The 23,192-nt window shown below is 47.0% G+C and carries 23 protein-coding genes and 1 tRNA gene; 16 read left to right on the forward strand and 8 right to left on the reverse strand.

Going from position 1 to position 23,192, the window contains the following annotated elements; genetic code table 11:
• Positions 1–7: 7 nt before the first annotated feature.
• From E2B99_RS11590 to E2B99_RS11625, 8 genes are all read left to right on the forward strand, one after another.
• On the forward strand, positions 8–2,269 hold the full coding sequence (locus E2B99_RS11590) for a TonB-dependent receptor (protein WP_134245088.1): 2,262 nt from the start codon (positions 8–10) through the stop codon (positions 2,267–2,269).
• A 173-nt stretch (positions 2,270–2,442) separates the two neighbouring features.
• Entirely contained in the window at positions 2,443–3,126 is a 684-nt protein-coding gene (locus E2B99_RS11595; RefSeq protein ID WP_134245089.1) for a Fe2+-dependent dioxygenase, read from the forward strand.
• A gap of 347 nt (positions 3,127–3,473) precedes the next feature.
• Positions 3,474–5,153, forward strand: a complete 1,680-nt coding sequence (leuA, locus tag E2B99_RS11600; protein WP_134245090.1) for a 2-isopropylmalate synthase — start codon at positions 3,474–3,476, stop codon at positions 5,151–5,153.
• 162 nt (positions 5,154–5,315) lie between these two features.
• Positions 5,316–6,566, forward strand: a complete 1,251-nt coding sequence (gene metX / locus E2B99_RS11605; RefSeq protein ID WP_134245091.1) for a homoserine O-succinyltransferase MetX — start codon at positions 5,316–5,318, stop codon at positions 6,564–6,566.
• Positions 6,556–7,149 carry a methionine biosynthesis protein MetW gene (gene metW / locus E2B99_RS11610; protein WP_134245092.1) on the forward strand — a complete coding sequence of 198 codons (594 nt, stop codon included), beginning with the start codon at positions 6,556–6,558 and terminating at the stop codon, positions 7,147–7,149. The genes metX and metW overlap by 11 nt, the downstream gene beginning before the upstream one ends.
• Positions 7,146–7,736, forward strand: a complete 591-nt coding sequence (locus E2B99_RS11615; protein WP_134245093.1) for a tetratricopeptide repeat protein — start codon at positions 7,146–7,148, stop codon at positions 7,734–7,736. The genes metW and E2B99_RS11615 overlap by 4 nt, the downstream gene beginning before the upstream one ends.
• 113 nt (positions 7,737–7,849) lie before the next feature.
• Positions 7,850–8,473 carry an RdgB/HAM1 family non-canonical purine NTP pyrophosphatase gene (gene rdgB, locus E2B99_RS11620; RefSeq protein ID WP_134245094.1) on the forward strand — a complete coding sequence of 208 codons (624 nt, stop codon included), beginning with the start codon at positions 7,850–7,852 and terminating at the stop codon, positions 8,471–8,473.
• 38 nt (positions 8,474–8,511) lie between these two features.
• On the forward strand, positions 8,512–8,961 hold the full coding sequence (locus tag E2B99_RS11625; protein WP_134245095.1) for a DUF2059 domain-containing protein: 450 nt from the start codon (positions 8,512–8,514) through the stop codon (positions 8,959–8,961).
• A 5-nt stretch (positions 8,962–8,966) separates the two neighbouring features.
• On the opposite strand, the gene E2B99_RS11630 is transcribed toward E2B99_RS11625, so the two are convergent.
• Positions 8,967–9,755 carry an NRDE family protein gene (locus E2B99_RS11630; protein WP_134245096.1) on the reverse strand — a complete coding sequence of 263 codons (789 nt, stop codon included), beginning with the start codon at positions 9,753–9,755 and terminating at the stop codon, positions 8,967–8,969.
• Positions 9,756–9,864: 109 nt separating this feature from the next.
• Between E2B99_RS11630 and lgt the strand changes: the two genes are divergently transcribed.
• The 6 genes from lgt (at position 9,865) to msrA (ending at position 14,578) form a co-directional block, all read left to right on the forward strand.
• Positions 9,865–10,680, forward strand: a complete 816-nt coding sequence (gene lgt / locus E2B99_RS11635) for a prolipoprotein diacylglyceryl transferase (protein ID WP_134245097.1) — start codon at positions 9,865–9,867, stop codon at positions 10,678–10,680.
• Positions 10,681–10,785: 105 nt separating this feature from the next.
• Complete coding sequence (locus E2B99_RS11640) at positions 10,786–11,628, forward strand: thymidylate synthase (protein ID WP_134245098.1); 843 nt, start codon at positions 10,786–10,788, stop codon at positions 11,626–11,628.
• A gap of 40 nt (positions 11,629–11,668) precedes the next feature.
• The gene (locus tag E2B99_RS11645) at positions 11,669–12,193 is read left to right on the forward strand and encodes a dihydrofolate reductase (RefSeq protein ID WP_134245099.1); all 525 of its coding nucleotides are present in this window, start codon (positions 11,669–11,671) and stop codon (positions 12,191–12,193) included.
• 14 nt (positions 12,194–12,207) lie between these two features.
• The gene (locus tag E2B99_RS11650) at positions 12,208–13,296 is read left to right on the forward strand and encodes a DUF4105 domain-containing protein (protein WP_134245100.1); all 1,089 of its coding nucleotides are present in this window, start codon (positions 12,208–12,210) and stop codon (positions 13,294–13,296) included.
• 172 nt (positions 13,297–13,468) lie between these two features.
• Positions 13,469–13,987 carry an META domain-containing protein gene (locus E2B99_RS11655; RefSeq protein ID WP_134245102.1) on the forward strand — a complete coding sequence of 173 codons (519 nt, stop codon included), beginning with the start codon at positions 13,469–13,471 and terminating at the stop codon, positions 13,985–13,987.
• Positions 13,988–14,053: 66 nt separating this feature from the next.
• Positions 14,054–14,578 carry a peptide-methionine (S)-S-oxide reductase MsrA gene (msrA, locus tag E2B99_RS11660; protein WP_134245104.1) on the forward strand — a complete coding sequence of 175 codons (525 nt, stop codon included), beginning with the start codon at positions 14,054–14,056 and terminating at the stop codon, positions 14,576–14,578.
• 75 nt (positions 14,579–14,653) lie between these two features.
• Here msrA and E2B99_RS11665 read toward each other — a convergent pair whose 3' ends face one another.
• Entirely contained in the window at positions 14,654–15,133 is a 480-nt protein-coding gene (locus E2B99_RS11665) for a type IV secretion protein Rhs (RefSeq protein ID WP_166739042.1), read from the reverse strand.
• Positions 15,134–15,575: 442 nt separating this feature from the next.
• On the opposite strand from E2B99_RS11665, the gene E2B99_RS11670 reads away from it, so the two are divergent.
• On the forward strand, positions 15,576–17,225 hold the full coding sequence (locus tag E2B99_RS11670; RefSeq protein WP_134245108.1) for an NAD+ synthase: 1,650 nt from the start codon (positions 15,576–15,578) through the stop codon (positions 17,223–17,225).
• Positions 17,226–17,231: 6 nt separating this feature from the next.
• Positions 17,232–18,353, forward strand: a complete 1,122-nt coding sequence (locus E2B99_RS11675; RefSeq protein ID WP_134245110.1) for a hypothetical protein — start codon at positions 17,232–17,234, stop codon at positions 18,351–18,353.
• A 56-nt stretch (positions 18,354–18,409) separates the two neighbouring features.
• On the opposite strand, the gene E2B99_RS11680 is transcribed toward E2B99_RS11675, so the two are convergent.
• The 6 genes from E2B99_RS11680 to E2B99_RS11705 form a co-directional block, all read right to left on the reverse strand.
• Complete coding sequence (locus E2B99_RS11680; protein ID WP_134245112.1) at positions 18,410–18,877, reverse strand: DUF305 domain-containing protein; 468 nt, start codon at positions 18,875–18,877, stop codon at positions 18,410–18,412.
• A gap of 78 nt (positions 18,878–18,955) precedes the next feature.
• Positions 18,956–19,222, reverse strand: coding sequence for a hypothetical protein (locus E2B99_RS11685; RefSeq protein WP_134245114.1), 267 nt, complete (start codon positions 19,220–19,222; stop codon positions 18,956–18,958).
• A gap of 102 nt (positions 19,223–19,324) precedes the next feature.
• Entirely contained in the window at positions 19,325–19,915 is a 591-nt protein-coding gene (locus tag E2B99_RS11690; protein WP_134245116.1) for a BLUF domain-containing protein, read from the reverse strand.
• 265 nt (positions 19,916–20,180) lie between these two features.
• Positions 20,181–20,257: transfer RNA gene (locus E2B99_RS11695), tRNA-Met, on the reverse strand.
• A 450-nt stretch (positions 20,258–20,707) separates the two neighbouring features.
• On the reverse strand, positions 20,708–21,733 hold the full coding sequence (locus tag E2B99_RS11700) for an MBL fold metallo-hydrolase (protein ID WP_205669676.1): 1,026 nt from the start codon (positions 21,731–21,733) through the stop codon (positions 20,708–20,710).
• 320 nt (positions 21,734–22,053) lie between these two features.
• Positions 22,054–23,166, reverse strand: a complete 1,113-nt coding sequence (locus tag E2B99_RS11705; protein ID WP_134245118.1) for an amidohydrolase family protein — start codon at positions 23,164–23,166, stop codon at positions 22,054–22,056.
• Between the last annotated feature and the right edge of the window lie 26 nt (positions 23,167–23,192).

The raw sequence follows: 23,192 nt of genomic DNA on the forward strand, positions 1-23,192 counted from the left end.
TAGACGTATGACACATATCGTTAGTCGCAAGAAAAATACGGCAAGACACAATAAAACTGTGCTTGTTTCCATGTTATCGCTAGCGGCCCTGCCTGCTCTGGCTACTGCTGCCGAAACTGATGTATTACCGACCATTCAGGTAACTGCTGAGGGTTCTTCAGGCAACGATTCCTATAAAGTTGACAACGTTCAGTCTTCCAAATTTACTGCCCCGCTGCTGGATACGCCAAAATCGGTTGTGGTTATTCCCAAAAAAGTGCTTGAAGACACTCAGGCCACCACACTTAGTGATGCACTACGTACTGTGCCCGGCATTACACTGGGTGCTGGTGAAGGTGGTAACCCGAATGGCGACCGTCCATTTATTCGCGGCTTTACCTCTGAAAGCTCCATTTATGTGGATGGTGTACGCAATGCCACTTCACAAAACCGTGAAATGTTTGCAGTTGAACAGGTTGATGTGATCAAAGGTTCAAGCTCTACCATTGGTGGTGGTGGCTCAACTGGCGGTAGCATTAATCTGGTGTCCAAGGTAGCCCATCAGGGTGATGCACTGGAAGGCACCGTATCTGGTGGTACAGACAACTATGCGCGCATTACCCTTGATGCCAACAAGGATTTTGGCAACGGAATTGCAGGCCGTGTGGCTGTATTGGGTCATCAAAATGAAAAAGCTGGCCAAACTGATGGCGCTGAGTACAAGCGTGCTGGTATTGCCCCATCGATTGCGCTGGGCTTAGGTACTGAAAACCGTGCTGTTTTAAGCTATTACTATTTAAAAACGGATGACATGCCAGATAGCGGTGTGCCTTATAACTATCCAAATGGCAAGCCAGTGGGTGTAAAACAGGGCATTTTCTATGGCTGGAAAGACCGTGATTTCCAGAAGCAGGAAAACCAGATTGGCACATTGAAATTAGAACACGATTTTAATGACAACCTAACGCTGGCCAATACCGCGGTATGGTCAAACTCCAAAAATGATTACCTCTGGACCCAACCAGACGACAGTAAAGGCAACGTGGTTAATGGTCAGGTTTGGCGTCGCGTGAATTCCCGTATTACGGACACCGATACTTTTAATGACCAGTTGGCATTAACCGGCAAGTTTAATACGGGCATGTTTAAGCACAGCTTTAATACCGGCGTTGAATACAGCAAGCAGGAATCTGACCGTGGCAGCTATACAGTTGCAAACTCGGCTGGTGTTGTAGGCCCATTTGGTACTGCAACGGGTTGTCTGGGTCAAACGGGTGCTTCGTCTGAATACTGGTGTACCAGCCTGACTAATCCAAACTCCAGTGATCCATGGCTCGGTAGCCGGATTGCCAACAAACGCGCCACCTATATCAACACTGAAAATACTGGCGTGTATTTACTGGACAATATTACCCTTACTCCCCAGTGGCTACTGGATCTTGGCGTGCGCTGGGACAAATTTGAAACTGAAGGCACTGCAACCCAGCGCGGCGTACCTGCTCCAGTCCCTGTTAGCCGTGATGATGACTTTGTCACCTATCAGGCTGGTGTAACTTTTAAGCCTGTTGAAAACGGCAGTATTTATGCCAGCTACGCAACTTCTGCCAATCCGGTGGGTGTGGATGCTGGCGATGGTTCCGAGAACATTAGCTCTGCCAACCAGAACCTGAAGCCTGAAGAAGTTCAGACCATGGAAATTGGCACCAAGTGGAATTTCCTTGACGATAAACTCAATGCAACCGCTGCGATTTTCCGTACTGAAAAAACCAATACCCGTACTACCGATGCCAGTGGTAATACCCAGAATATTGGTGAAACCCGCGTTGATGGTGTTGAGCTTGGCCTGACTGGTAATATTACCGAGCAATGGGCAATCTTCGCCGGTTATACTTATCTGGAGAGCGAACTGGTTGATGGTGGCGCAGTAAACATAGGTACTACTGCTGCACCAAAATACGTTGCTGGCCTCAATAATGGCAATCAGGTACAAAACGTTGCCAAGAACAGTGCATCTGTATGGACAACCTATCAGGTATTGCCACAGGTGAATCTGGGCGCTGGCATGTTCTACATGGACAAAGTATATGGTGATCCAGCCAACACCAAATATGTGCCGGCCTACACCCGTTATGACGCCATGGCACAATATATCGTGAACAAAAACGTCAACCTGCAGCTCAATGTCAATAACCTGTCAGACAAGCGCTATTTCACTAAAGCCTATGCATCGCACTATGCCACCGAAGCTGAAGGCCGCAGTGCAATCTTGTCGCTGAACTTCAAGTATTAATGAGCCTAAAATCCCATAATTATTTTATGGGATTTCGCTATAATGCTGAAATGTAATCCCTAAATAGCCTCCGCTGCGAGGCTATTTTTATTTATCCCCTTCATTTAGGATGAAGGCCTGTTGATCACTGTTTATCATGGTCATTCTTATTAGGGCTATCTGAGGGCGCAGTCTTGATTCATCACATTCCCAATGTCCTGACAGCAGAGCAAGTCAAGGAATTTCGCCAGCGCATGGATCAGGCTGACTGGACCAATGGCAAGCTTACTGCCGGAACATTGTCTGCTGCGGTCAAGAAAAATCAGCAATTGCCAGAAGATTCTCCCCTCACCCATTTTTTAAGCGAACAGGTTATTGCTGCGGTGTGGAATCATCCGCTATTTGTTTCGGCTGCACTGCCTCACCAGATCATTCCACCACTGTTTAACCGCTATGAAGCCAATGAATCGTTTGGTTTTCATGTGGACAATGCCATTCGCCTGATTCGTGGCACTAACCAGCATATCCGGACTGATGTGTCCTGTACGCTATTTTTAAGCGATCCTGATGACTATGACGGTGGTGAGCTGGTCGTGGAAGATACTTATGGTTTCCATGAAATCAAGCTGCCTGCTGGCGACCTGATTTTATATCCGTCCACCAGCCTGCATCAGGTCACGCCAGTTACGCGTGGCTGCCGGGTCGCCTCGTTTTTCTGGGTACAAAGCATGATCCGTGATGACAGCCAGCGCCACTTGCTGTTCAATCTGGATGAAAGCATCCAAAGCCTGCGCGCGCAGCACGGTGACCTATATCCTGAAGTGATCAAGCTCACCAGCCTGTACCATAACCTGATCCGGATGTGGGCCGAGGTCTAACAGCTCATTAATGCCGCATATAAGAATATAAATACTGGCTATTGACAGCCTGCTTAAAACGCTTATTATCAGGGTATGAACAATAACGCTGCATTCTTCGCCCCTTATTTTTCTGGCCTACTTAATAATAATTCTGGCCTGCTACTGCTGCGCCTTGCGCGCATATAATATTTTTTCTCGCCCCCTGTGTCGCCCAGACACCCGTTAAAAATCAGTATTGCGTTTTAGCCACTTATTTTATCGTAACTTAAATCCTACTGACTTTTAGCCCAGCAGTTTTAGCACTTTTTAAAATCTATTGATATCCATTTTAATATTCAGTCAGCCCAGTACTGACCGGGAGAATGATGATGTTAGCCAATCCAGCCAGCAAATATCGCCGCATGTACCAGCAAGTGAACTTGCCAGACCGCCAGTGGCCCAACCAGCAAATTGACAAAGCCCCTATCTGGATGAGCACCGATTTGCGTGATGGCAATCAGGCCTTGTTTGAACCCATGAATCCTGATCAAAAACTAAAAATGTTTTTAATGCTGGTCAAAATTGGCTTTAAGCAAATTGAAGTTGCCTTTCCTTCTGCCTCACAAACTGATTTTGATTTTGTGCGCAAGCTGATTGAAGAAAATTATATCCCTGATGATGTCACCATTGAAGTGCTCACTCAGGCTCGTGATCATTTGATTGAACGCACCTTTGAATCGTTAAAAGGCGCCAAACAGGCAATTGTGCATATTTATAATGCCACCTCACCAACCTTTCGTGAAAAAGTGCTGAAAGTAGATCGCGAAGGCAATAAGCAACTGGCCATTAATGCCGCGCAAAAAGTGAAGGAACTGGCAGCACTGCAACCGGAAACCCAATGGACATTCCAGTACAGCCCGGAAACCTTTACCGCAACCGAACTGGATTTTGCCAAAGAAGTCTGTGATGCGGTATGTGAAGTCTGGCAGCCCACGCCGGATAACAAGATTATTTTAAACCTGCCTGCCACAGTGGAAGTTGCATCCCCCAATGTATATGCCGACCAGATTGAATGGATGCTCCGCAATCTGGCCATGCGCGACAGCGTGATTATTAGCGTGCACCCGCACAATGACCGTGGCTGTGGCGTCGCTGCGGCCGAACTGGCCATTATGGCAGGGGCTGACCGTGTGGAAGGCTGTGTGTTTGGCAATGGCGAGCGTACGGGTAATGTCGACGTGGCCACAATAGCCCTGAATATGTACACGCAAGGTATTAGTCCAAATCTTGATTTTTCCAATATCAATGAAATTATCAGCACTATTGAAGAATGTACCGGCCTGCCTGTGCATCCACGCCATCCTTATGCGGGTGATCTGGTATTTACAGCGTTTTCCGGCAGTCATCAGGATGCGATCAAAAAAGGCTTTGAACAGCAGGACCCGAATGGCTTCTGGGATATGCCCTATTTGCCGATTGACCCCAAAGACCTCGGCCGTAGCTACGATGCCGTGATCCGGGTCAATAGCCAGTCAGGCAAGGGTGGCATTGCCTATTTGCTGGAAGCACATTATGGCGTGGTGTTGCCGCGCCGCCTGCAAATTGAATTTAGTCAGGTGGTACAGGATTACAGCGACACCCATGGCAGCGAGGTAACGGCACAGGTGTTGTGGAACTTGCTCAATCAGGCCTATGTGCAGGTGCATCGTCCCTACCAGCACATTAATTATGAACTGACCGACAAAAATGGCAAACAGCATATCAAGCTATTCATTGAGCATAATGGTGGCGACCATGTATTTGAAGGCACTGGCAATGGTCCAATTTCAGCGGTGATTAATGCGCTGGGCCTGCCCGTTGACGTGCTGAGCTATGAAGAGCGCTCAATTGGTCAAGGCGCCAATGCACAGGCACTGGCGATTGTAGAGTTGAATGATACCGAGCAACAGCACAGCACCTTTGGTCTTGGTGTGCATGACAACATTGTCACGGCATCCATTCAGGCCATTCTGTCATGTGCCAATCGCTTGCAACTGCGCAAAGCTGAGGCCAAGCTCACCGCTTAAGGTACTGATTTGCTGCTAACATTGTTGCTGGTTCAGTGCGCTGTACCGCATCAATGTTAATGCTGATTTGCACAGCAAACGGGCATTCTCCTCTTGCCCTCCCAGCCCAGCCCCCGTACACTCGGGGGTTTGGTTTAACTGCTATCAGGATAATTTTTTATCGTGGGTTTATCGTCTGACTCGTCTACTGCTAACGGGTTTCCTGCCGACTCAGTAGGTCTTGTAACACCACGCTGTGAACATTTTGAGCAACCCTTATTGCTGGAATGCGGCCGCACCCTGCCGCGCTTCGAACTGATGGTTGAAACCTATGGTAGCTTAAATAATGATGCGTCCAATGCCATCCTGATTTGCCATGCGCTGTCCGGCCATCATCATGCAGCGGGTTATCACAGCACGCAGGACAATAAGCCCGGCTGGTGGGAAAGCTGTATTGGCCCCGGCAAAGCCATTGATACCAATCAGTTTTTTGTGGTCGCACTCAATAATATTGGTGGCTGTCACGGCTCTACTGGCCCAACCTCACCCAATCCTGATAATGAAAACCGTCCTTATGGCCCGGATTTTCCATTAGTGACAGTGCGCGACTGGGTGCATACCCAGGCCTTACTGGCAGATCGTCTGGGAATTACGGTCTGGCATGCCGTGATTGGCGGCTCACTGGGCGGTATGCAGGCGCTGCAATGGGCAGTGGATTATCCTGATCGCCTTAAAAACTGTGCGGTGATTGCCAGTACGCCAAAACTGTCTGCCCAGAATATTGCCTTTAATGAAGTGGCACGTCAGTCTATTTTGTCAGACCCGGACTTTCATGGCGGGCGCTATCTGGAGCAGGATACTTTTCCGAAGCGCGGCCTGATTCTGGCCCGTATGGTGGGACACATTACCTATTTGTCTGATGACGCCATGAAGCAAAAATTTGGCCGTGATCTAAAATCCGGCAAGTTCTTGTATGGCTACGATGTTGAATTTCAGGTAGAAAGCTATCTGCGCTATCAGGGTGAACAGTTTAGCCGCAACTTTGACGCCAATACCTACCTGATTATGACCAAAGCACTAGATTACTTTGATCCGGCGCGCGATCATGATGAAAACCTGACCCAAGCATTGAGCCGTGCGCAATGTCGCTTCCTCATTATTTCCTTTACCACCGACTGGCGCTTTGCCCCCAGCCGTTCGCAGGAAATTGTGGATGCTTTGATTAAGAACCGTCAGCCGGTAAGCTATCTGGATATTGATGCGCCGCAAGGCCATGATTCCTTCCTATTCCCGATTCCACGCTATGTGAATAGCCTAAAAGCCTTTTTAAGTGCGCCCTTGTATCCACAGAATCAGCTGCAAAATACACATTCTTTTACACATTCCTCAATAAAAAATTCGGATGTTGATGGAGGCAATACCCATGCGTCTTGATCAACAGTTGGCAGAAAAATGGATTAAACCTCACTCACGTGTGCTGGATCTGGGCTGTGGTGATGGCGAGCTTTTAGCGCACATGCAGCGTAAATTGCACATCAATGGTTATGGTCTGGAAATTGATGAAGACAAGATTACCGCAGCGCTTGGCCGTGGTTTAAACATTATCCAACAAGACCTTAATGAAGGTTTGGGCCGTTTTGATGATCAGAGTTTTGACTTTGTGGTGATGGCACAGGCCTTACAGGCCGTAGAAGCGCCTGACCAGTTGTTGCTGGATATGGTACGGGTGGGCAAGCAGGCAATTATCACTTTTCCCAATTTTGCCCACTGGAAAACCAGAAGCTATTTAGGTATAAAGGGAAAAATGCCTGTATCTGACGCATTGCCATATATGTGGTACGATACGCCAAATATCCATTTGTGTACCTTTCGTGACTTTGAAGCCCTTTGTGCCGCAAATCACATACACATAATTAACCGTCTTGCGGTCAATGGTGATCAGCAAGGAAGCTTTTTAATGAAGCATATCCCCAACCTTTTTGGGGAGATTGCAATTTATCGAGTAAGCCGAACATGAAAAAACAAGTTGCTATTCTCATGCTAAGCCTTGGCATTACAGCGGGTGCTGCGCATGCCGAACTCATTATGAACCCGGCCAGTGTCAACGCATCGACCAATTATGCCACTATGGCAGTGCCTTCCTTACAGGCCGCTGCACAGGCTGGTAGTGCGCCTGCCCAGTTTTATCTGGCAACCCGTTACAAGCTGGGTCAGGGTGTTAATGCTGATCTTGCTCAGGCATTTTCATGGTACAAAAAAGCGGCAGATCAGGGTGTATCAGCTGCGCAACTAAACGTTGGGCAAATGTATGCTGAAGGCCGTGGTGTGAAACAGGATATTAATAATGCCAAGCTTTGGTTACAAAAAGCGGCCAAACAGGGTGATAATCGTGCCAGCTACAATCTGGCTTTGATTGAAGAGCGTAACCAGAACATGTCTTCTGCTTATCAGTGGTATGAGCTGGCTTCACGTGATGGCATGCTGGATCGTAATGTCAGCAAGCAGGCACAGGGCAAGATCCTGAAGCTGGCTGCCAACCTGACCCAACAGGATATTCAGGCCGCGCGTGACCGTGCCGATCGCTGGTTCCAGACCATGGACTAAAAAGTTCAATTGAAAACTTTAAATGAAAAGGCACCCTACTGCAGGGTGCTTTTTTATATCCTGCTTATCTCATTAAACTGTCAGTTAAACAGCACATCACAATTGGAAAAAATATGCAGCACGACTGGTTAGCGCAAGATCAGCTGGTTCTGGCCAGTAACAACGCAGGCAAGATTGCCGAGTTCCAGCATATTTTTTCAACCTTAAACCTGCCGATTCAGGTAGTTCCCCAAAAGCATTTTGACATTCCTGATGCGGTAGAAGATGGTTTAAGTTTTATTGAAAATGCCATTTTAAAAGCACGCCATGCAGCCACATTATCAGGCATGCCTGCACTGGCGGATGATTCGGGCTTATGTGTGCCTGTATTAAATGGCGCACCGGGGATTTATTCTGCCCGCTATGCCGGTGAGCATGGTAATGATGCCTTGAACAACCAGAAGTTGCTAGACGATTTAAAACCGTACCGCGCTAGCACAGCCACAGTCATTCAGGGTTATTTTGTTTGTGTGCTGGCACTGGTGCGCCATCAGGATGATCCCTTACCCCTGATTTATCAAGGAGTATGGCAGGGCGAAATTCTGAAGCAGCCGCGTGGTAGAGCCGGTTTTGGCTATGACCCCCTATTCTGGCTGCCTGAACTTGGCAAAAGCAGTGCCGAGCTGGACAAGGCTGAGAAAAATAAAATCAGCCATCGTGGGCAGGCCATGCAGTTGTTTAGGGAAAGTCTGGTTTAATACTAAAAACTTGTTTTCAACAACAAAGGAAGGCTGCAATGAAACCTTTACTGGCATTAATTTTAGCAGGCTTATGGGTTAGTCCAAGTTATGCAGCACTCAATAACCTTACCCCAGAAAAACTGGCGCTAGCCCAGCAAATTGTCACGCTAGATAATTCCAAGAAAATGCTGCAAGCCACCATTCAGTCTGTCATACAGCAAACCCGCAGTAGTTTTCCGCCAGATACCCCTGAAAGCTTTTTTACCAATCTCGAGCAAAATATTGATCAGGAAAAAATGCTGAGTGATCTGATTCAGGCGTACGGTTCAATTTATTCCGAACAGGATATGAAAGCACTTATTGGTTTTTACCAAAGTCCCGGTGGACAGCAGGTTGCTGCAAAATATCCTGCTGTTGCGGTCAAACTGGCTGATTTATCCAGTGACAGCCTTCATGAGGCAATACATAAAACCCTGCAACAATTGCAATCCAGCCCTGCCCCATAATCAGGCTATGTATTCCAGTAACCCGTTTTTATCAACACTGGTTCTGGCTGTTCAGGCACATGAGTTTTTTCCAGAAATTCATAGCCTTCCCTGTCCAGCGTCAGAATGCTGGATACCCGGGTGCCATACATTGGCGTTTGAATAAAAATCGACGATAGCAGTTTTTCCCAATCCGGGCTAATCCCAGTGTTAGGTAGCGCATCATCTTCAGCCTGAATACGGTCATTCAAAATGTGCCATACCGTATTCACCACATCCTCTGGCACGGGTTGCCCGGCTTTGCTGGCCAGCATTAATGGTAAGACCTCCTGAGTTACGCGCAAACGCAGGCGCTCCATTTTTGGCCACGGTTCACTAATCAAACCATTGGACAAGGTATATAACCCGCTGGCCAGTGGTGTGGGTGGCGTGCCCCGGTTACTCAGCACCACGGCCTGCTCCAGATTACCCACAATCAGGTTAAAACCGGCATAGCTATGCTGGGCAGCCAGCTGTTGTGCAAAGGCCATGGGTGAAGTGTCGCTGTTTAAATAATCGGTCACCAGTAAGCCACGCGAGCGATCATGCGCTTGTGCCGACTGGGGTTCACGGTAATTGGTGAGTACAGCCCATTTGCCCTGTTTGGTCATGCCAAGCCAGGTGCCATGCGACACACAATCCTGTCCGGCAACAATAGTGCTATCAATCCATTCACCCAATGGTGCTGATGCACGCGCATAAAACTCATCGCGATTACTCATCAGAAAAACCGGACGATCCGGCAGTAGTTGCCATGCCAACGCAGTAATGCACATAGATTTCAAATAAAAACAGTCACAATTTGGGCTATAGAATGCGCTAGAATGCCGCTACTTTGCAATTTAACTTTGCTAAACCACGCTGAAAAATCGTACTGGAATAATTATGCTGGTCTTCCCTGAGTTTGATCCTGTCGCCGTATCCCTAGGGCCTGTTAAAGTACACTGGTATGGCCTGATGTATGTACTGGCTTTTTTGACGGCTTACGCACTGGCCACATATCGCACAAAATCCCGCGATGGCTGGACTGCGGAAATGGTGTCCGATCTGGTGTTTTATGGGGCAATTGGGGTGATTCTGGGCGGGCGTATTGGTTATGTACTGTTTTATGAATTTGGCAAGTTTCTGGACGATCCGCTCTGGCTATTTCAGGTCTGGACTGGTGGCATGAGCTTTCATGGCGGCTTTCTGGGTGTGATGCTGGCCATGGTGCTGTTTGCGCGCAAATACCAGAAAACAGCCTTTCAGACGCTGGATTTTATTGCACCCTGCGTGCCCACTGGGCTGTTTTTTGGCCGTATTGGCAACTTTATTGGCGGTGAACTGGTTGGGCGTCCGGTTGAAAATCTCAATTACCCACTGGCCATGATTTTCCCGCATGTGGACAAATTACCACGGCATCCTTCCCAGCTTTATCAGGCACTGGGGGAAGGCATTTTACTGTTTATCCTGCTATGGTGGTTTAGTGCCAAGCCGCGTCCGCGTATGGCCGTCTCTGCAATATTTTTGATTGGCTATGGCATAGCGCGTTTCTTTGTCGAATTTTTCCGTGAGCCGGATGCCGATCAGGGTTTTATCCTGCTGGGCTGGGTTACCAAGGGGCAAATGCTCAGCTTCCCCATGATTATCATTGGCATGTGGCTGCTGTGGTATGCCTACCAGCGCCGAATTTATGACTGGGGTCTGCAGAAAAACACTTAAGAACAGCCTAAATCTACTTCTAAGCCACCACTTTTACGGTGGCTTTTTTATTGGTTCTATCCAATAATAACGCCTCTGATTAATCGCAAAACCGGCTGGACTGCTATGCAACAATATCTTGATTTATTAAAACTGGTGCTTGAACACGGTGGCAAAAAGTCAGATCGCACAGGCACTGGTACGGTGTCAGTTTTTGGTCATCAGATGCGTTTTGATTTGTCCAAGGGCTTTCCAATTGTCACCACCAAGCGGGTGCATTTTCGCTCGGTTGCCATAGAACTGTTGTGGTTTTTGCGTGGTGACACCAAAGTGCAGTATTTGCAGGACAATAAAGTCACCATCTGGGATGAATGGGCGACCAGCGAACAAACTGCACGTTTTGGCCGTCCAGCTGGCGAACTGGGTCCGGTATATGGTCACCAGTGGCGCAATTTTGGCGCAACACAAGCCGCTGATGGCAGCTATAACAATGATGGTTTTGACCAGCTTAAATGGCTGGTCAATGAAATCAAGACCAATCCCAATTCGCGCCGTTTGATTGTTTCCGGCTGGAATCCACGTGAAGCCAATGAAGTGGCACTACCGCCCTGCCATACACTGTTTCAGTTTTTTGTACAGGATGGCAAATTATCCTGCCAGCTGTATCAGCGCAGTGCTGATATTTTTCTGGGTGTGCCATTTAATATTGCCAGCTATGCCTTACTCACGCATATGATTGCGCAAGTGTGCAATTTGCAGGTAGGCGATTTTGTCTGGACCGGCGGCGATTGTCACCTGTATAGCAACCATTTTGAACAGGCCGAACTGCAACTTAGCCGTGATCCATTGCCTCTGCCCCAATTGAAACTTAACCCGGCAGTAACTGACCTGTTTGACTTTACATTTGAAGATATTGAACTGGTCGGCTATGAGCATCACCCGGCAATTAAGGCACCTGTTGCGGTATAAAGTTTGCTCTCTCACCCTATTTAAATTAAGAGAAATCAATATGGCCTGGAACGGACTGGAAATTGTGCATGTGGTTGCTATGGATGAGCAGCATTGCATTGGTGTCAATAACCAGCTGCCCTGGCATTTAAGTGAAGACCTCAAGCACTTCAAGCGTATTACCCAAAATGGCGTGATTATCATGGGCCGTAAAACCTATGATTCGATGGGCCGCGCCTTACCCAACCGTATTAACTGGGTACTCACGCGTGATACAAGCTGGCAGGCCGATCAGGTGAAGGTTGCACATACGCTGGATGACATCCTTAATCTGGCCAGTGCCGATGTGAAGCAATTGCAACAGCAATTCATTTTTATTATTGGTGGTGCCGAAATTTTCCGGCAAACACTGGACATTGCTGACCGGCTAGAACTCACCCATGTCAGTCTTGACGTTCAGGGCGATACGTTTTATCCCGTCGTTCCCGACAGCTTTCAGGCCATTAGCCGCCAGCCTATGCAGGATGAAAAAACCGGGGTCGCCTTTGAATTTGTGCGCTACCAGCGCCAGCCCGTTCTTTTATAACGCATCACTGCTGAATGAACCGGCAAAACGGCAACTACGCTTTGGCCCATCGCCTTAAACGGGGCTTGTCGTTTGTCTTGCAAGTGCTGCTGATGCTTGCTGTATTGTGCTCAGGTGTATGGGCAAGTATGGCGTTGTGGTTTCAGTTGCCAGTAAGTGCGTGGTTAAGCATTACTATAATTATAGGCTGGTGGCTGCTTAGTATTGCCGTGCTGACAGGCTGGTTTACCAGACATTCATCCACACAACGAGCTTTTGGGGTTGCCGGGGTTTATGCCGTGTGCTGGCTGATTCTGCTAGGCTGGTGGCATACTATTCAACCGCAACAAAACAAACCATGGGCGCCTGATGTTGCCCGGCAATTGCAAGTTGAACAGGCAGGCAATCTGGTAACCCTGCATCATGTCAGAAACTTTGACTGGCGCAGCCCTACGGATTTTACCTCGCGCTGGGAAACCCGTCACTATGACCTCAACAAACTGTCCTCGCTGGATGTTATTACCTCATACTGGATGGGGCCAAAGATTGCCCATGTGCTGCTGAGCTTTGGCTTTAGTGATGGCCAGTATGTCACCTTTTCCATTGAAACCCGCCGTGAACAGCATGAAGCTTTTTCCACGTTTGGCGGTTTTTTTCGCAAATTTGAATTAAGCCTGATTGCTGCTGATGAACGCGATATTATCTATACCCGCACCAATATCCGGCGAGAGCAGGTTTACCTGTACCGCATGCAGGTTTCAAAGGCAACCATCCGCAGCCTGTTTAATAGTTATCTGCAAGAAGCGCGTGAGCTTGAACAACAGCCACGCTTCTACAATACCCTGACCAGTAACTGCACCACCATTGTGTTTAACATGGCCCGGCTGATTGACCCGGGGTTACCGCTGGATTATCGCATTATTTTAAGTGGCTATTTGCCGCAGTATATTTATGAGCACCGCGGGCTAAACCAGCAATTACCCTTTAGCGTTGTGCAGCAGCAGGCTTATATTAATCCTTATGCCGAGCGCTATGCCCAATCTAGCAAGCCGTCTGGCCAAAGTAACTCTGCTGCTTTTTCTGCCGCTATCCGGCATCAGCCCACCGTTCAGCCTGTGCCTTAGCATCCTGTTTTTATTACATTTAAGGGAAAGTGAACTTATCACCACAATGTGCAGCGAATAATATTCAAATCAACATTCGGTGACATAGTTGCCATATAGCATCTATAGAGTGTTATCCAGATTTCTGCTTTGATAAATCATCGTTGCAGCAGAAAACAGGAAAACACCAATAATGTCCCTTGATAATTTTTTTCCGCATTATCGTCATTTTTTTTATGGTCTGATGGCCTGTGCCACTATTGGAATGGCAGCCTGTAGTACAACCCCTTCCCTAAATCAGGCAGGTGAGCTGCAAGCAAAGGCGGATATTTCCACTTCCAATCCGCTTAAAATTCTAACCGCCTCACGCTGGGAACTCATCCAGCCAATGGATGGTTCCAGCACCACGGTAAATTCGGAGTTACGTCCTGCCCTTCAGCTTGATGCCAATACCCAGCGCTTTTCCGGCAATGATGGCTGCAACCGGATTATGGGCAGCTATCAGGCCGACATGACCAGCCTGAAATTCGGCCAGATGGCTAGTACCAGAATGGCGTGCATTCCCGGTAATGAAACTATGTCACGCAATTTTAGTGACGCATTAAACCGTACTACAGCCTACCGGTTTGAAAGTGACTATCTGATTTTGCTGGACAACAAGGGTGATAAACTGATTACGCTACGCAAGGCTGGTAGCTCAACAGCCAATTAGTTAAAAATGATTCTTGAGAAATTTTTAGATTCTATCATGTTAGCTTGTATTGATTAGGAGAGTGCAATGGCACAGCAACGGGCAATCTTTGGTGGTGGCTGCTTCTGGTGTACTGAAGCCGTTTTTCGTCAGGTTAAAGGGCTAAGCCAGGTCATTAGTGGCTACGCAGGCGGCGCACGAGCCAATCCCAGCTATGAACAGGTATGTTCCGGTGCAACAGGCCATGCTGAAGTGATTGCAGTGGATTTTGATGACAGCATCATTAGTTTTGAAACCCTGCTGGATATTTTCTTTGCCACCCATGATCCAACCACTTTAAACCGTCAGGGCAATGATGTCGGCAGTCAGTATCGTTCAGTGATTTACTACCAGAATGAACAGCAGCAACAGAGTGCACAGGCCAAGATTGAACAGCTCAAACAGCAAGGCATTCATGCCGTGACTGAGCTTAGCCCGGCAGTACCATTTTTTGAGGCTGAAAGCTATCATCAGGATTTTTATAGCAAGAATCCAACCCAGGGCTATTGTAATTTTGCCATTCCACCCAAGCTCTCCAAGCTTAAACAGTATTTTTCCGATCAATTGGCTTAAACATATGGCTTGGCAGACTACACCTGTTAATTAATATAAAGCTCATGACAAATAGGGTCTGAGGTTTATATGGCCTTAGACTGAGGGAGGTACTGCTGTGGTAGATCTGGCAAAAAATGGCAGGCAATTTTCCAGTGCGCGGCAGTCCTGACCCAAACTGCGCTGAATAAAAAAGTCCTGTACCATTTGCGCCTGCTGTTCGATGCCGTATTGAAAAAAGCTTTTGCCTTCCTTTAGCAAATACTGGTAACGCCGATCCAGTACCGCACGCCGGATCACCTTCATGCCCTGCTGTACCTGCCAGACATGGGTCATTTCATGAATAAACCAGGCTTGTTTGCCCAAGGGTGCTTTGGAAAAGTCATCCAGATAATCTGCGGGATTAAAATAAATATGACCATTTGGGCTAATAGCATAACCCCGGATTACCCATGAACTGGCACAAATACGGGGTGTGTCCAGATCAAGCTGCTCATGAAAAACAGAATAAGCCAGACTTTTTTCACCCAGCGTTAGGTCACGGCTGGCTTTTAGACGCAAAAAATGATTTAGCAAATCAGGGCCTATCCATAAAGCTTAGACGCTGCAAAACATTGCAGAACGATATACTGTTATGTGTATTAGCCTGCGATCACCAGCCCAAGCCTTATTCGGCTTTGCCAGTCAGCAGTCATTAAAAAACAGTCTATACTATAAGCCTACTACATCACTTCTTTACATTAATTTACTGTTAAAAATAGTAGGGTGCTATCAGGAACTCGGTTTTAGAACATTGAATGTTATGATATTTCGCAGTTTTTAGGAGCTTCTTTAGTCGAAACTTTTCTATCGGCAACATAAATGCAGTACAATATCTGCTAATTTTAATGACTTTTTTGCACTATAAGCCTTTGTTGTCGCAATGCAATTTATAACAGTCATATCGCATTCGCCAATCAACAATGCAGTGTAACGCCTACCCTGCCACTGGTTAGGGTATTAAGGAAATCGGATTATTATGAGTGTGTTAACTTTTGCCCTGGCGCAATATTCCCCCCGTGTTGGTGACCTCCTGGCAAACGCAAAACAAATGGTACAGCTTGCTGAACAAGCCAAACAAAAAGGTGCTGATGTCATTGTTTTCCCTGAACTTGCAGTAACCGGATATCCCCCTGAAGACTTGTTGTTACGTGCCAGCATGAACAAGCGGGTGCGTCACGCGCTGGATGTTCTCAAGCAGGTTAATGGCATTACCATGGTGGTGGGTTATCCGCATCAGGATGATGATGCCACCCAGCCGAATCCTCAACAACAGCCGCGCTATAACTCGGCAGCAGTGCTGTGTGATGGGAAGATTCTGGGTGTGTATCACAAGCAGTATTTGCCCAATTATAGTGTTTTTGATGAGCGCCGCTATTTTACCACCGGTTCCCAGCATGTGATTCTGGAAATCAAAGGCCAGAAAGTTGGGCTATTGGTGTGCGAAGACATCTGGCAGGAAAAACCGATTTGCCATTTGAAAAAACTGGGCGCTGATCTGGCAGTGGTGCTCAATGCCTCACCGTTTGAAACCGGCAAGCATGACCGTCGCAAGGAATTATTGCAAAACCAGACCAAGACCAATGCAATCCCGCTGGCTTATGTCAATTGTGTGGGTGGACAGGATGATCTGGTATTTGATGGCGGTTCAATGGCAGTAAATGCCGATGGCAGTATTGCTGCTGAAGCCAATCGCTTTAGTGAACAGCTATTGCTGGTGGAGTTTGACTGCGAAAAGCATGCCTTTAACCAGCAGCCAGCAGTTGCCGCGTTATCGCCTATTGCCGAAACCTATCAAGCGCTGGTGGTTGGTGTCCGGGATTATGTGAACCGCTCCGGTTTTCCCGGTGTCATTCTGGGCCTCTCAGGTGGTGTAGATTCTGCCCTGTGCCTTGCCATTGCTGTTGATGCATTAGGGCCAGAACGTGTAAATGCCGTGATGATGCCATTTGCCTATACTGCGCAAATTAGCTTAGACGATGCGGCTGCACAGGCCAAGCGCCTGAATGTGGCTTATCACGTGGCTGAAATCCACAACATTGTGCATAGCTTTGCCAATACTTTGCATCCATTCTTTGGGGACAGTGATGTCGGTGTTACCGAAGAAAATCTGCAAGCCCGTACCCGTGGCACATTGCTAATGGCACTATCCAACAAGTTTGGTCATCTGGTACTCACCACCGGCAACAAGTCGGAAATGGCAGTGGGTTATGCCACCTTGTATGGCGACATGGCTGGTGGTTATGATGTGCTTAAGGATGTGTACAAAACTGAAGTGTTTGAGCTGTGCCGCTACCGCAATTCGCTGGAAGAAAGTCCGGTTATTCCAGAACGTGTGATTACCCGTCCACCCTCTGCCGAGTTACGCCCGGATCAGGTGGATCAGGATTCATTACCCCCATATGAAATTCTGGATGCCATTTTACAGGGCTACATTGAGCATGACCTGAGCCAGACTGAACTGGTGGAAAAAGGGTTTGATTGTGATGTGGTAAACCGGATTATCAAGATGGTGGACAGGAACGAATACAAGCGCCGTCAGGCAGCTATCGGCCCACGTGTTACCAGCCGGGCTTTTGGCCGCGAACGTCGCTATCCATTGGTGAATGGCTGGCAGGCCGGAGATTAATCCTTAATGACCCAGTCATCCGCTCAGACACCTGATCAGGCTTTAAATCAAACTGTAGCATCCTCTGATCCTGCAACGCAGGCACGCATTCTGGCTGAACAGTTACTTGAAGCTCAGGTGGCGTTTGTCAAAGCGCGCCTGAGTGATGCCGAGGTGAGTGATCACGCAGCCAGCCTGATTAATTTTTGTCTGGAACAGGGCAAGGACATTACACTGGAAGAAGTGGTCAGTGCCCAAAGTATTCGTGATGTGGTTCAGGTCTATGCTTTTGACCTGAATCTGGGGGCTGGTGTCATTGAACTGATTGGTGCGATGGCGCAACGCTTGTATAGTGAAGCCAATCATCTGGCGCCTACTCTGCAAACCCTGATTTCCAGCCATCAGCTAGAACAGTGGATTGACAAGATTCTGGAGCTGGATCAGGTACGTCACCACCTGGTACAGGCCGTGTTGCAAAGCCCGGCAGCGCATGAGGTGATTGGCCAGATTATTTCAAGCCTGCTTAAAAAACAGCTGCCCAACTGGCGTGAACAAATTTCTGAGCAACTGGGCAGCGGCTGGATGGCCAAAACCCCTTTGCTGCCACGTTTGATGAAACTGTTGTTACAGCAGGAAGAAAAACTGTTATCCATTGCTGAGCAGCATTTAAGCCAGTTTATCCAGAATCAGGGTACACAATTACTGAATCTGGATGCTGAAGAATTAAAAGATATTGCATGGCAAGTCTGGCTGAATATCAAAGACATTCCATTCAATGAATTGTCTAGCGGCATTGAAGCGCTGGACATTGAAGAATTTTTTGTGCTGATTTATGAGTTGTGGCGTGAGTTACGCCAGACTGAATATTTGCAGCGCCTGATCTTCACTGGCATTGATGTGTTTTTTGAAGTGTATGGCGCCTATCCGGTATCCGAATTGCTGGAAGAAATTGGCATTAGCAAGCAGCACCTGATTAACGACGGGAACCGTTTTTTGCCACAAGCTATTGCAGCCCTCAACCAGCATCATGTGCTGGATCAGTTGATTCGCTTGCAGCTTGCTGATTTTTACTCTAATGTAACCACATTAAAGCTGATTCAGCAGGGTTTGGCTAATCCTGCGCTATACCAGCCTCAACCACCCGTTTAGGCTGATTCCACTTTTTATACGAATGATAAAAAGTGGAATTTACAAACTAGACAAGCTCACTGAATTACTGTTTTTTTGTCATGCTCCAGCTCATCAATCAGTTGTTGCATCTGGGTAATTTCCTGTTTTTGCGTTTTAATAATGCCATCAGCAAGTGCTCGCACTCGTGGGTCTTGGATGCTGGCGCGGTCACTGGTAAGAATAGCAATAGAATGATGTGGAATCATGGCTTTCATCCATGACACCTGATCTACCGTGGCTTGGGAACGCATTAGCCATAATGATAATGTAGCAATAACTATACTGGCCGCATAAACCATCATATTATGTTTTTTATTCTTGTACATGCCCTGCATAAAGGCCAGCATGATAATTGCCATAACCGCGCCCATAAATATTGCCATGTAGACCCGGGTTTCACTGAAGTAGATATGGTCAGCCTGGTACACATTGCTGTACATCATGGCAAACATGGCCAGTGTAGATGTCAAAATCATTAGGCAAAATTTTACATAAGGGTTCATAGATTTTCCTCATGGCACAGATAGTCCTTAGTCTAGATAGTGTTGGCAATCATTAAAGTACAAGTTCAGTAAAAAAGTCTAATGAATCGTCATCACTTCACAAAACCCGATTTCGTCAAGCACCGTATGATGCTGTAAATCGTATAGATAAACCTTGCTCAATGTATGCTGGAAAGTTTTTTTAAGCGCCACATGCATGAATTTTTCTAGCTTGAGTTGTTGCCACAGTTTTTCATAGCCGGACGTAATGCGGTGAATGTATAAATCGTCTTCCATATAGGCAGGTTCGCCATCAATGGAAAAAGAGACATTAGGATTGTCTTGTACCAGTAAGTCAATAATCATGCTGCTCTCCCTTCATTTCCTATCCTTTTATGGTAAAACGAGAAAAAATCGGTGCTATATCTGTTTAGTTAAACAAAATAATCTAATCTTCACAAAGCTGGGTTAAAACAGGAAAAAACCGGATGTACTCGGCATTAAGGTAACAATTAAATACAATGGAATGAGGATTAACAGGATAAGCACACCCACAGTGGCCATATCCTTAAGGCTCATGACATAACTACTTTGATTAGCTTCAAGTCCTCTTAATGCCTGCGTAGCACTGGCAGAACTATTGGAATTACGGCTGTATAGCACATCGAGAAATGAATGGATCAGCTGATTATTGAGTAAATAAGGATTAAAGCCTGCCAGCTGATGCTGCCGGAAAAAATGTTCAATAGGTGGTTCAAAATGGGTATAGCACGAGCCCCACTGGTCAAACTTGAGCTGCTCTACCACATCGTAAAACAGCAGTGAAACACCCTGATGGCGCAAATCCTTTAGCAAGTGCTGATACAGGCGGTCAACCTCGGGTTTTCTGCCTTCTATATACTGGAAAAAATAGCCATTGCCGTAGAGCAGTACGCCAGTAAGCTGATGGTTAAAATTATACTGCTGGGCAGATTCAAAAATCTGGATTAGATCATTGCGGATATGCGCCGGATTGGCAGTTGCCGTACTGGCATAGGCCAGTCGAACATAAGGTATCATTATTATCTTCTATTAAGCGGAGCCATCTTGGCTTCTCGAGGCTTCAGTGTACGCCTAAAAAATAATCAAATCTATTATTTTTAAAAATAACTTAATATAAACGTAAATATTTCTTACTAATTATGAAGCTGGGGCTTATCAATCCCTGTAGGTGATTTAATGGCACTACATGCAGATAAAAGTTGGACATAAAAAAAGTCCAGTCTGAGAGACTGGACTATAAAACTTGTATTTCAGAAATCTTTACCATTGTCTCATTAAACAATGGTAGCGGGGGCTGGATTTGAACCAACGACCTTCGGGTTATGAGCCCGACGAGCTACCAGACTGCTCCACCCCGCAGCAGAGGTGGCATTTATACGCGCCTGTGGCTTCCCAGTCAACAAAAATTTTGGTTTATTTTATCCATTGCACGTTATTTAATTAAATCTGTGTGTTTTTGCTCAAAAAATGGCTTAGTGATAGCTTATCATCGACGTACTGAACAGCACATAGGTGGCAATCAGGAACAAGGGTAAAAAAACAGAAATCAGGATGATCTGGTTCATTTTCATGGCAGGCTCTCAGTTACCTTAACAAGGAAGCCATAGACTACTGAACAGATATTTAAGCCCGATTACAATGGGGGCGTCATGACCAGCAAGCGCTTAACCAGCATACTTCCTGCGATGGGTTAAAGTGCCAGCAACCAGAACAGTTAGAACATTGTCTCGCTGATTGAGCTATTTATTAATTAGCTAACTATTATTTTGTTAATCCTGCCTTGACTGCCCTAGGCTGACTATCTTTGTCTTAACTAACCTGATAACGCCTTAGCTCCTCTGGATCATGGGCGCAAAATAACGATACTTCGTCAGCATGCTGGAGCGCCAGTTGTCGTAAGCGCGCCAGGTTTTCTCGCCGTGGTTGCGCGTAGGTCTGAACCAGCCTTTCAAAAAACCGCAGGCCTGCTGGCATGCGTGGCTGTGCGCTAATCTGGCTGTGATGGAAATAGGCATCACCACAATGCAATAGCCATTTTTTATCCTGCCGTACTGCAACACCCACATGCCCTTTGGTATGACCGATCAATGGAATCAACAGCAAGTCATCAGCCAGTTCGGCAATTGGGGCGATGGCTTCAAAGCCAAACCACAATTTTTGTGCCCGATCCTGATGCTGGCTATGTACCACCCATTGTGGCTGGTGCTCAAACTGCACTGAACGGAAACGCAATAGGTCTCGCATCTCGGCTTGTACAATTTGTAGGAATTCCGGCTCAAGCACATGCACTTTGGCATCAGGAAAGTCACTTAAGCCGCCAGCATGATCAAGATCCAGATGCGTTGGCATCAAGTGGCGTACCTCTTTTAAGTCATAACCCAACGCCTGAATCTGATACAGCGCCGTTTCGGTCTTGTCGAGCGTGGGTCTGGCCAGTCGTAAAAAAGTGTCCCCCAGTCGGCCACGGGGATTCTGGATATCACGGCTGCCAAAGCCACAATCCACCAGAATCAATCCGAGGGTGGTTTCAACCAACAGGCAATGACAAACCAGCCGGGCCGGTTTTTTCCAGCTGCCATAGCCATTAATCAGCTTTTGGCAGGCCGGACACATGGTGCCGCAATTTAAATGATGAATGCGTATAATGCTAGCCTTGCTAGAGTTACGTTGTTTATCACCATTATTGGCCTGATCATTCTTGGCATGGGGTGTACTTTGGCGATTGTTATCCTGAATAGCTGCTGTGCTGATTTTAAAGTGATTCATTTTGGGCGAACTCCATTTAGTTACTGGAGGCTGCAAAGCGCGGGTTGCACGATTTTTGTTGTCATTCATGGCTGGTTGCGTCCTGATTGCTTGCATAGGCTTATATTTAACTGGCAGTATTATTTTTTTTAAGACAAAAGTTTTGACAGCTTCTACCAGCTTTTATACAAATTGCGCCAGACGGTTACTCAGACTGTTTCTTTCACTGCTAAAATGCATATTTCCCATACGCATAATTTTAATAATTCACGCTACAGTGCAAAAAATTTTCCATAAATATTTTTATACTCAATAACTTAGTTTTCATATTTCTCACGGAAATCCAGATTGTACGTTCATCATACAGCCAGTTTTTCTGATAAAATTTTTCGTTTAAATGAATTAATTTATTAATCCAGCCGATAAAAACGCTTGGCATTATCGCGGAAAATAGCATGCATGGCAGCATCTCCATACGGCTGAATCATGCGGGCATAAGCCTCCATCAGGTTGCTCAGGCTGGTATTGACCTTGTCCATGGGAAAGTTGGAGGCATAAATGATGCGCTCAACCCCAAACACGGCAATGGCATGTTCAATGAGTGGAGAAAGTAAATCAACCATCTGGCTGGCACTGGCCAACTCGCGGTTTTTATAAAACGCATGGCCGAGTACCGGCATCATCAGGCCGGAAATTTTGGCATACACATTGGGCTGTTCAGCCAGTTGCGCAATATCATCTTGCCAGCGTGCAAAAATGTCCTGACGGGCAGCATGCGTTACCCCGGTATGGTTGCCCACTGGCCCAAACAGTCCAACGGGTGTGGCCAGATGATCCAGGACTATCGGCGTTTCTGGAAAACGCCTGCCCAGTTGGGTGACATCGGGAATCTGGCTGGAATATACCCATGCATCAAAGCTCAGGCCGGTTTTGGCAAACTGTTCAAAGCCTGTCAGAAACTTGCGGCTGGTATACAAATGCGCTTCATCGCTCCATTGATGCACGCCCCAGTCAGGATGATGCGATGCCATGCGCCGCAAGCCGCACAACAAGGGCGTTTGTGCCTGATGCAGTTCGAGGATTTTTTTAAACCGGTGGTCGCTAAACTCAGCTGTAGCGACAATCCCACCCAGACGAATGCCATGCTGTTCAAACGGCAATTGTTTCACCCAGCGGGTTTCGCCTACCACGCCAGTGCCTTTATGGTCATGCCAGCTGGCTTCAATATGCACCACTTGCTCGACCTGATAACCGGACTGTTGCTGGTCAGACAGTTGATCGCCAGCCAATCCAGCATTGTCCAGATCAGCAGCATAATCGGCTGGTAAATACGGTGCCAGTGCATAATCGGTCAGACCCAGTGAATTTACCAACGGCTTTGCCATGGCTTTTCGCGCCACCTGATCCATCAGCTGTGGATCTTTACCCAGTAACCTGACCAGCAACGCAGCCCGATGCGGCGTATGGTACGGATCCCACTGGTGAATATGCGGATCAACTATTGGAAAATTAATTAAACTCATGCCCTGTTCCCTGTTGAATCTATTTG

It is taken from the genome of Alkanindiges illinoisensis (assembly GCF_004377485.1).
Taxonomy (GTDB): Bacteria; Pseudomonadota; Gammaproteobacteria; order Pseudomonadales; family Moraxellaceae; genus Alkanindiges; species Alkanindiges illinoisensis_A.

What these genes read in the sequence shown, in the direction of transcription:
- E2B99_RS11590 (WP_134245088.1), top strand. Translation starts at nt 8, where the DNA reads ATGACACATATCGTTAGTCGCAAGAAAAATACGGCAAGACACAATAAA.
- leuA (WP_134245090.1), top strand. Translation starts at nt 3,474, where the DNA reads ATGATGTTAGCCAATCCAGCCAGCAAATATCGCCGCATGTACCAGCAA.
- metW (WP_134245092.1), top strand. Translation starts at nt 6,556, where the DNA reads ATGCGTCTTGATCAACAGTTGGCAGAAAAATGGATTAAACCTCACTCA.
- E2B99_RS11615 (WP_134245093.1), top strand. Translation starts at nt 7,146, where the DNA reads ATGAAAAAACAAGTTGCTATTCTCATGCTAAGCCTTGGCATTACAGCG.
- rdgB (WP_134245094.1), top strand. Translation starts at nt 7,850, where the DNA reads ATGCAGCACGACTGGTTAGCGCAAGATCAGCTGGTTCTGGCCAGTAAC.
- E2B99_RS11625 (WP_134245095.1), top strand. Translation starts at nt 8,512, where the DNA reads ATGAAACCTTTACTGGCATTAATTTTAGCAGGCTTATGGGTTAGTCCA.
- E2B99_RS11630 (WP_134245096.1), bottom strand. Translation starts at nt 9,755, where the DNA reads ATGTGCATTACTGCGTTGGCATGGCAACTACTGCCGGATCGTCCGGTT.
- lgt (WP_134245097.1), top strand. Translation starts at nt 9,865, where the DNA reads ATGCTGGTCTTCCCTGAGTTTGATCCTGTCGCCGTATCCCTAGGGCCT.
- E2B99_RS11640 (WP_134245098.1), top strand. Translation starts at nt 10,786, where the DNA reads ATGCAACAATATCTTGATTTATTAAAACTGGTGCTTGAACACGGTGGC.
- E2B99_RS11645 (WP_134245099.1), top strand. Translation starts at nt 11,669, where the DNA reads ATGGCCTGGAACGGACTGGAAATTGTGCATGTGGTTGCTATGGATGAG.
- E2B99_RS11650 (WP_134245100.1), top strand. Translation starts at nt 12,208, where the DNA reads ATGAACCGGCAAAACGGCAACTACGCTTTGGCCCATCGCCTTAAACGG.
- E2B99_RS11655 (WP_134245102.1), top strand. Translation starts at nt 13,469, where the DNA reads ATGTCCCTTGATAATTTTTTTCCGCATTATCGTCATTTTTTTTATGGT.
- msrA (WP_134245104.1), top strand. Translation starts at nt 14,054, where the DNA reads ATGGCACAGCAACGGGCAATCTTTGGTGGTGGCTGCTTCTGGTGTACT.
- E2B99_RS11670 (WP_134245108.1), top strand. Translation starts at nt 15,576, where the DNA reads ATGAGTGTGTTAACTTTTGCCCTGGCGCAATATTCCCCCCGTGTTGGT.
- E2B99_RS11675 (WP_134245110.1), top strand. Translation starts at nt 17,232, where the DNA reads ATGACCCAGTCATCCGCTCAGACACCTGATCAGGCTTTAAATCAAACT.
- E2B99_RS11680 (WP_134245112.1), bottom strand. Translation starts at nt 18,877, where the DNA reads ATGAACCCTTATGTAAAATTTTGCCTAATGATTTTGACATCTACACTG.
- E2B99_RS11685 (WP_134245114.1), bottom strand. Translation starts at nt 19,222, where the DNA reads ATGATTATTGACTTACTGGTACAAGACAATCCTAATGTCTCTTTTTCC.
- E2B99_RS11690 (WP_134245116.1), bottom strand. Translation starts at nt 19,915, where the DNA reads ATGATACCTTATGTTCGACTGGCCTATGCCAGTACGGCAACTGCCAAT.
- E2B99_RS11700 (WP_205669676.1), bottom strand. Translation starts at nt 21,733, where the DNA reads ATGAATGACAACAAAAATCGTGCAACCCGCGCTTTGCAGCCTCCAGTA.
- E2B99_RS11705 (WP_134245118.1), bottom strand. Translation starts at nt 23,166, where the DNA reads ATGAGTTTAATTAATTTTCCAATAGTTGATCCGCATATTCACCAGTGG.